Raw genomic sequence first — 8,499 nt, 5'->3', positions numbered from 1 at the left:
GAAAACTTGCAAGTTAGTGGTCTGGTTTTACAGGGGAAACTCCAGGGATCTATTCTTACATTTCTAAACTCATCACCAAATCCAGTTTTTTTCGACCCTTGAAGGATAGACATCTACTTTTCAGCTTTGTATGTATTTTTATCATTATAGAATCAGGCAAAGCCGTAATTACTTCAGGAGCAAATAACCACAGCAAGTAATTGAACAACACAAAACGGATATAGACGAAAAGATCATTTTTCCAGTATAGTTTTTCCACGCCATATTTTCAGATAGTAAAAAATAAAACTATAGTTTTTCTAGTTCAAGTCTCAATTACTTCATTTATTTGCCATGGTCCAAAAGTGTTCGATAATCTAAGCAGAGAAAATTTAAATATTATTTGTTTATGTATGCTGCCTGCTATAGGTCTTATCATAGGGCATACTATCGGGACGTATCGGAGATGGAGAGTCCAAAATAGCGGTGAGGCACAGGTTAGGCGCGCCTTAGAAGAGTATTGTAAAAATAATATTGCGCACGTTCTAAGCTGTGTTACATTACGTTTAGAGGATGGCTCTACTACCCAGATTGATCATATTTTAGTTAGTAAAAAAGGAATATTTGTAATCGAGACCAAGCATTATAAAGGTTGGATATTTGGCAATCCCAAATCAAAAGTATGGGCTCAAATTATCTATAAAAACAAATATACATTTCAAAATCCAATCCATCAAAATTACAAACATGTCAAAGAGATCCAACGTATTTTTGACTTCGTGGAGGCAAGGTTTATCCATAGTATCGTTGTTTTTAGCGGTGAGTCTTTATTTAAAACACCCAAAATTGACAACGTGTGCTACCTAGAAGAATTAATTCCTACCATAGAGAAATATTCAGACGAGGCTTTAAGCTTAAATCGTGTTCAGTTTTGTGTTGGACGGTTAGAGTATATGCGTCTAGAATTAACACAAAAAACCGATGTTGAGCATCAGTCATATTTGGCCCAAAAATTTGGTCGATAGATTTAGTCCATACAGAACGGTTCGTTCGCCCAAAAACTTTTCTTAAACATCAAATCATGAAAATACAAAGCAACCCTTCTGATAGAAACGTCGGCACGTTACAACTTTTGCATACATTTTTATCATTTGCAGATCAGGTAAAACCCGTGAGCCACTGGTGGGCCAAATGGGGAGCACTCCAGTTGCCGGATTGGTAAGTTTCCTGGATGATTTGACGCTTCTCCTCGAGAAAGAGTTCATCGCCTTCTTCTTTCTACCGAGGTAATAAGTTTAAATTCAGTCATACGCCTAGTCTTACTCCTATGTCTTGAGGGCAAGTTAGGTGATTCGGTCTAAATGGGGAGCATTCCGCAACAAAGAACCATTTGCACCAAAACAAAACCAATAAATTCCTCTAGCATTTGATCAAAACTTTCATTCTCTTACTTGTAACAATTGGATGGTATTGGATAATTCAAAAGAAAATGCACTTCTTATCCGTTAATAACAAACTCAATCTCAAACACACCTCACCTCACCTCAACCCAACTAAAACAAATACAAACATGACTTATTATCGATACAGGCATTATAATCTTCAATTAACACAATAAAATTTCATGGTATCAATGAGTAATCGCGGCTTTGTAATCTACACTCACGTGGCAGAAGGTCACCCAAGTGGCCTGAAAATCATCACAAAATCAAATTGGAGCGGAGTTGGGCTTTATATCCCTAGAAGCCGCTTTAGCCATAATAAAAGTAGGGCTGAACTCCAAAAACCAGGTGTCTACATGCTGCTTGGGGATTTAGACTTCGATCCAAAGCTTTACATTGGAGAGGGGGACCCTCTAATAACTCGCCTGCTCTCGCATCAAACAAACAAAGATTTTTGGGATATACTAATCGCGTTTACATCTAACGATTCGAGCTTGAACAAAGCGATTATACAGTACCTAGAGTCTCGCCTCTTAAGCCTTGCAGCAAAAACAAGCCGCTTCAAGATCCACAATAAAAACACCCCCAAAGCCCCCTCCCTCTCCGAAATGGATACAGATGTTGCGGAAGGCTTTCTAGCAGAACTTCTTCTTTGCCTTCCAATACTTGGAGTGTCTCTCGACATACCTTCCAAAAACGAAGTTTCTACCGACAACTACCTACACATCAAAAACTCTAAGGGTACCCTAGCTAAAGGGGTGCTAACAGACGACGGATTTATAGTTTTTAAAGGCTCTAGAGCATCTCTAGAAGAAACCCCATCGTTTCCCCTATCTCTTAAAGCCAAGCGTATGGAGTTAATTGACAGAGGTGTCCTTAAAGACTCAGGACAGGGATATTACGAATTCACTTGCGATCACTCGTTTGGTTCCCCTTCAACCGCCGCAGGCGTTGTTCAAGGAAGATCCGCCAACGGCCGGCCCCCCCCCCCCCCGGCCGTATTGATTGGAAAGACGCAGCTGGCACCCCCTTGAACGAGCGTGAAAAATGTGATTAAAGATATCCTCACACCTAAGAATCTAAATTTAGATTAAGATCACGACAATTTTAAATTCGCCAAATGCAGCTGTCCCTACGAAACCGGACCACTAACTTGCAAGTTAGTGGCCCGGTTTTGTAGGGATAACTTCAGAAATGGGGTTTGTTTTCTAATTTAAAATGTCACACTCACCTTCATTTAGAGTTCTTCCCTAAGAAACGTGGAATCGGAATCAAGTAGTATCTTGTGCTGGATTTTTTTATTAATCTATTGCACTCCTCAACATTCCTGTTGTGTTCATCAATAATTTTATCATATCTCTTATATAGACTTTCATACTGATCCTGTAGATCATTATATTCTTGCAAGCTCTGTGCTTTTTCAGCTTCATTTTTTATCTTTTCAAGCTGTAATTCTATTCGGATATATTCGCGCTGCTGTAGTTCTATAACTTTTTGAAGAGACTCTGACCGTTTGACGTCAGAACTATGGTACCATTCTTGTCCGAAGAACAATAGAATATTCAAGAAAATAAATCCAACTATAGAAACCAAGAAATTAACCATAAAAAACAATCCTTAAATTAAATAATTAATGATCAAGCAAACAACAACCTATTGTAGCCAAGGAAGCAATCTCAGATTTTATAGATAAAATAGCGACTTAGATATGGTAGAATACGTGACAATATTTCTACAAAATCGACACCGCAAGCATAGATTATTTATATTTAGACCAGACCATCGCAAGAGATCGTTTACTGACAGAAATGACGGTAGAGGTGTAATTAAATCTAAGCTTTTCACCTCGACAAAAGAATCGGATGCAAACTCTAAAAGAGAGTCATCTGTTAATTTACCTACCCCTCTGTAAATCCAGTCTTAAATCTCCCTCGCAACACGCAACCAATTACTGAAATTATTTATAAATTTTATTCTACAACTTTTCGGGATCAGTAATTTCAGTTTTTACGCGATAGGTCAATACAGTGTTTAACAAAAAAAGTTTATAGCATGAAAATAAGAATATGGACTTCAAAGTTATGTCACTAACAGTCAACAAACTCACTTTAAAATTAGCGAGACTAAAAATTATATTGCATGAGAGGATCATCATTAGATAGGCAAGTAATCGAACTCCTTTACATTGATAAGAAAATTGATATAAAGCTACAAAAAGAAGTAAATTTCCGATTACCAGCCCAAACACAAACCCAATACCTTCACAGCAGTAGCCTACATTTTTCCATCCGTCAGCACTACTCATTATTATCTGCCATATGCACAATGGCCAAAACGCGAAATTCCAAAGCATTCTTATTTTTTTATAATTTAGTTCCAAATTTCACCTCTGCAATAAGTACATCTTTGTTTTAAAAAATTGGTTCCACCTTTTAATTACTCAAAATGACTGAATAAAACACAACCACCAAAGATTAAGAAAAATATGATTGATAGATAATAGACATAACCACAAAATACTATCAATAAAAAACACAAGAAAGAAAAATTATAAAAATGAACAAATCAAATACCAGTCTCGATCCCGTTCGTAAAAGGGCAAAACAATTGTTCTGTTTCTTGAAGGCTCTAATTCACCAACGATTCCCAACTTGTCGACAAATACATGAACAACCTTTCGCTTTACCTTTGAGTAATCTACCGGATCATCAATCTATTCGCTTTTTGCCCCCTTATGAAGAAAATGAACAACCACTTTTAGAAATCAGAAGACCAACACTGTTTCATTGCCCATCCCCTCCAGAATCGATACAAGATTGGTTGTTTGCTGGGTGGAATGATTGTTCGCAATTACCACAGGTACGTGAAACAAAACCAACAGGATTGGTTAATGATAATCAAAAAGCTATCGAGCGCTTCGATGAATGCCCTCGACGTATAGAAGCGTTTGAAAAGTGGTGCTCTGTTCGCGCTGTCTGGGCGGAAGAGAGAACGCGAGCAAACCAGGCACTGGAATTGTTTGACAGGCTCTATCAACAGTTTGCCTTACTTGAGAAAGAAGGTGGACAACTTGAACTGTTAGTTGGTGATGGCCTATTAAATTGGTCTCTACCATCTGGAGGCATTCATCATCCAATTTTATTAAAGAGAGTCGAACTTAAATTTGATCCGGCGATTCCAGCATTTACTTTAATCAATTCCGATCGTCCTTCTGAAATACATCAATCCCTCTTAATGGCCATTGATGAGATAGATTTTAAACTTCTCCAAGCCAGGATTGATGAACTGGCCGAATCCGAATATCACCCTCTTGGAGGAGATGATACAACGGCTTTTCTTAAAACTATTGCTCTCAGCTTATCACCAACTAATGGAGAATTCTTAGAATCCCCTGCAAAAGGTGAAAAAGATCATCCAAGAATGTGGAGAGAACCTTTTCTGTTTTCTAACCGGCGCAACACATCGTATGGACTTGCTGTTGAAAAGATCCTCAAAGATATTGAAGAAACTACATGCTTTCCAAAATCACTCGCAACCATAGCGGGGGTTTATGATCCAAGCACACAATTTACGAGTGACTTTACACATTCTGCTGAAGCCACATCCTGCCGGAATGACATAGCAGATATACTTTTGGCCAAACCAGCCAACGCCGCGCAAATTAATATCATCCGTCGGTTTAATAATACAGGACTGGTGCACGTCCAAGGGCCCCCAGGTACAGGAAAGACCTATACTATAGGAAATGTGATCGGCCATCTTTTAGCACAAGGTAAACGGATCCTGGTCACCAGTCACACAGAAAAAGCATTAAGAGTTTTGAAGGAAGAAGTTCCTGCTCCTCTACAATCCTTGTGTGTATCCGTGCTCAGTAATGATGCTGAAAGTAGAAGACAACTCGAAGAAACAATCAATGCAGTCAATAAAAAACTAACAGAGCAAGATCCTGATCAGATACTTTCTGATATTAAAACCCTAAAAATTGAACGTGAATCACTGCTAGTCCAAGAACAGGAATTGCGTGGGCGCATCAAAGAGATCATCAATGCAGAGTACACTCCTCTCGAGATAGATGGTTACGAACTAGAACCTAGTGATGCCGCTCGTGAGACCTCGGAAACACGTGAAGGAAATGATTGGATACCTGGCGCTGCAGGATTAAACTCTCAACTGCCTATCACTCAAGATGAATTATCATTTCTATATTCTACCAATGACAAGTTAACTCAACTGGAAGAATTAGAAATTCAGGCTGGTTTGCCATCTATAAAAGACATACCTGCCCCAGATGCGCTTGCTGCTTTAATCACAGAATATCGTGCACTTCAATCAAATGACCTCAGAAAGCATAAAGAGTATTGGAATCAGATCAATGGAAATTACCGTTCACTTAACGATTTAGCCGAGCGACTCTTTAACGAATTTAGTCAAAATCTAATTAAGCAGACATGGCGTCCAAGCGCGATCAAAGCAGGTAAACTAGGAGACAAAAGTCTCGAACTGTGGGAAACACTGTGCGATAGAATAGAACGTACTTCAACCATCGCCCATCGATTATCACTTCAAGAGCATCTTCAACCAACTTTTGATGATGGAATCATCTATGAAGACTTCTTAGAAATTTGCAAGCAAATCCATACCTACGTTTGTAACGGTAATAAACTGGGACTACTCACCCTTCTGATGAGAGGAAACTGGAAAAATTTCCTCCAAAAATCACGCGTAGTGTCTGGTGAACCACATAGAAAAGAGCATTTCGAAGCATTAGGCCTTGAACTTGAGCTCAGGTTAGCGAGAAGAGAATTGGCACATCTTTGGAATCAATTGATTGCAAGCCATGGGGGGAAACTGTTTGCTGAGCTTGGATCTAAACCTGAAATAGCTTGTCAGGCAATAATACCAGAGATAAGGAGATGTTTAGATTGGTACAAAAAAACATGGTCTCCAATTCTTCGATCTTTGGGTGAAGAAGGATTGAACTGGTCTTTAATCGAAAGCCGTGTGCCATGCAAAGAATCTATTCTGGCAGACTATATTCAGATTGAAGAAATAGTTGCCGAACATTTACCGGAAATTATTTCATCAGAACTTTGCCGCAGGAGACTACACGATTTAGAAAGCGAACTACAAGCCATCGCTCGTCTGTTCCGAGAATCGAGCCAAGGTATAAGCTTACGCTTTCTGCAAGCTGTACAAGATTGTGATATTGATGCTTACAGGATATCTTACAAGCATTTACTTCAATTGCTAGACCTTCAACCTATTTACGAGAAAAGACAATTCTTTCTATTAAAAATTGATTCAATAATCCCTTCTTGGGCAGCTGCCATTCAGAATAGAATACCACCACATGATAGTCCTCAACCACCTGGTAATCTTATCAACGCGTGGAGATGGTTACGAATTTCTTCCGAGCTAGAAAAGAGGCAGAAAGAAGATTTCAACACACTTCAAGAAACTCTAAATAAATGTCAGGAAAGAATTCGATATGTGACGATTGAGCTCATTGAGAAATTGACTTGGGAAAGGCAAATCCGAAAGGTCAAATCGAAACCTGAATTAAAGCAATCTCTTTCTGGGTGGCTTGAACTTCAAAAGAAAATATTATCTACAAGGATCAAGACAATCCTGCTGAAATTAAAAAAGGCTGCAAAAAGAGAGTTAGAAATCAGTGCAGAGGCAGCTCCTGTGTGGATAATGCCTTTACATGCAATAACGGAACACTTCGATCCTGCCTCAACAAAATTTGATGTAGTGATTATTGATGAAGCAAGTCAGGCAAACCTAACGGCTCTTATTCCATTATATATGGCAGATCAAGCCATCATCGTCGGAGACCACGAGCAAACTACCCCAGAGGCTGTAGGTGTCCAACAAGAGCCTATACAAAATCTTATAGATATTTTCCTGCAAGGTATACCAAATAAAGAGCTCTTCGATTTATCGACCTCTATTTATGATTTGGCAAGACGTTGCTTTGGAGAAACAATCGTTTTAACAGAACATTTTCGCTGCATTCCTGAAATTATCGAATTCTCGAATCAATTATCATATGACGGCAAAATTCTTCCTCTAAGAGAAAAGTTCTCCTCTACGCTTAAGCCATCAACAATAGCCTATAGAGTGCAAGGGACATGTCATAGAAAAACAAATGATGCCGAAGCCAGTGCAATAGCTCGACTAATCCTCGCTATGACAAAACACCCTGCTTATGAAAATTCCACGATTGGGGTTATTTCTCTTCTGGGTGATGAGCAAGCTCGCCTAATCGATACTAAAATTAGAGCCGAACTCCCAGCCAAAGAATACATCAACCGCCGTATCATTTGTGGAACAGCCGCAGAATTCCAGGGGGATGCACGGGATGTTATTTTCATTTCGCTTGTGGATAGTTTGGGGGATGATGAACTCTCATTCTTAAGAAAAAAAGGAGAGGGGGCATTTGCCGGGCATAAAAAGCGATTTAATGTTGCTGCAAGTCGGGCCAGAGATCAATTATGGGTAATGCATTCGATGGATCCCCACTCTCATCTTAAACCTGGTGATATTAGAAGAGATCTAATCTTGCATGCACAAAACCCACAAGCCGCCTCCTGCAACATTCAAACTGAAATTACAAAAGCGGATTCGATTTTTGAAATTCAGGTCATGAAATTCCTTGCGCAACAAGGATATCGAGTAAAATCTCAATGGCAAGTTGGACATCATCGTATAGATTTAGTTGTGGTTGGAGAAACAAACCGTCTTGCAATTGAATGTGATGGAGATCGTTGGCACCCGCCTGCAAAGCGTGATGAAGATTTAGCTAGACAAGCGCTCCTAGAGAGGATTGGCTGGAAGTTCGCAAGAATCAGAGGCACCTGCTTCTTTCGAAATCCTGTGGAAGCCATGAAACCAATATTTGATAAATTGGAGGACATGGGAATAGCGCGATTAGGACAGGAGCCTGAATCTCAAGTATGTAGTAATCACATTCTAGTTCGAGAATTAGAACTTATAGCTTGGCCTGAAAAATTTACCGAGAATGAAACGGTCCTTACTAACTAGCTACTCAAGGTGTTATAATGCGCACTTTATT

4 protein-coding genes are annotated in these 8,499 nt (G+C 39.3%); 3 read left to right on the top strand and 1 reads right to left on the bottom strand.

The window, feature by feature from the left end; all coding sequences use genetic code 11:
* Nucleotides 1-344 precede the first annotated feature (344 nt).
* A complete protein-coding gene (locus ELAC_RS03100; RefSeq protein WP_204250527.1) occupies nt 345-1,004 on the top strand; it encodes a nuclease-related domain-containing protein in 660 nt (219 codons plus the stop codon).
* Nucleotides 1,005-1,777: 773 nt separating this feature from the next.
* Entirely contained in the window at nt 1,778-2,455 is a 678-nt protein-coding gene (locus tag ELAC_RS03095) for a GIY-YIG nuclease family protein (protein WP_158227794.1), read from the top strand.
* A 199-nt stretch (nt 2,456-2,654) separates the two neighbouring features.
* Here the strand turns inward: ELAC_RS03095 and ELAC_RS03090 are convergent, their stop codons facing one another.
* Nucleotides 2,655-3,026 carry a hypothetical protein gene (locus ELAC_RS03090; protein ID WP_098037822.1) on the bottom strand — a complete coding sequence of 124 codons (372 nt, stop codon included), beginning with the start codon at nt 3,024-3,026 and terminating at the stop codon, nt 2,655-2,657.
* A 951-nt stretch (nt 3,027-3,977) separates the two neighbouring features.
* On the opposite strand from ELAC_RS03090, the gene ELAC_RS03080 reads away from it, so the two are divergent.
* A complete protein-coding gene (locus ELAC_RS03080; protein ID WP_098037820.1) occupies nt 3,978-8,468 on the top strand; it encodes an AAA domain-containing protein in 4,491 nt (1,496 codons plus the stop codon).
* Nucleotides 8,469-8,499: the final 31 nt, after the last annotated feature.

Source organism: Estrella lausannensis (assembly GCF_900000175.1).
GTDB lineage: Bacteria > Chlamydiota > Chlamydiia > Chlamydiales > Criblamydiaceae > Estrella > Estrella lausannensis.
Note: the sequence above shows the minus strand (reverse complement) of the source record. Positions and strands in the feature narration are given on the sequence as shown.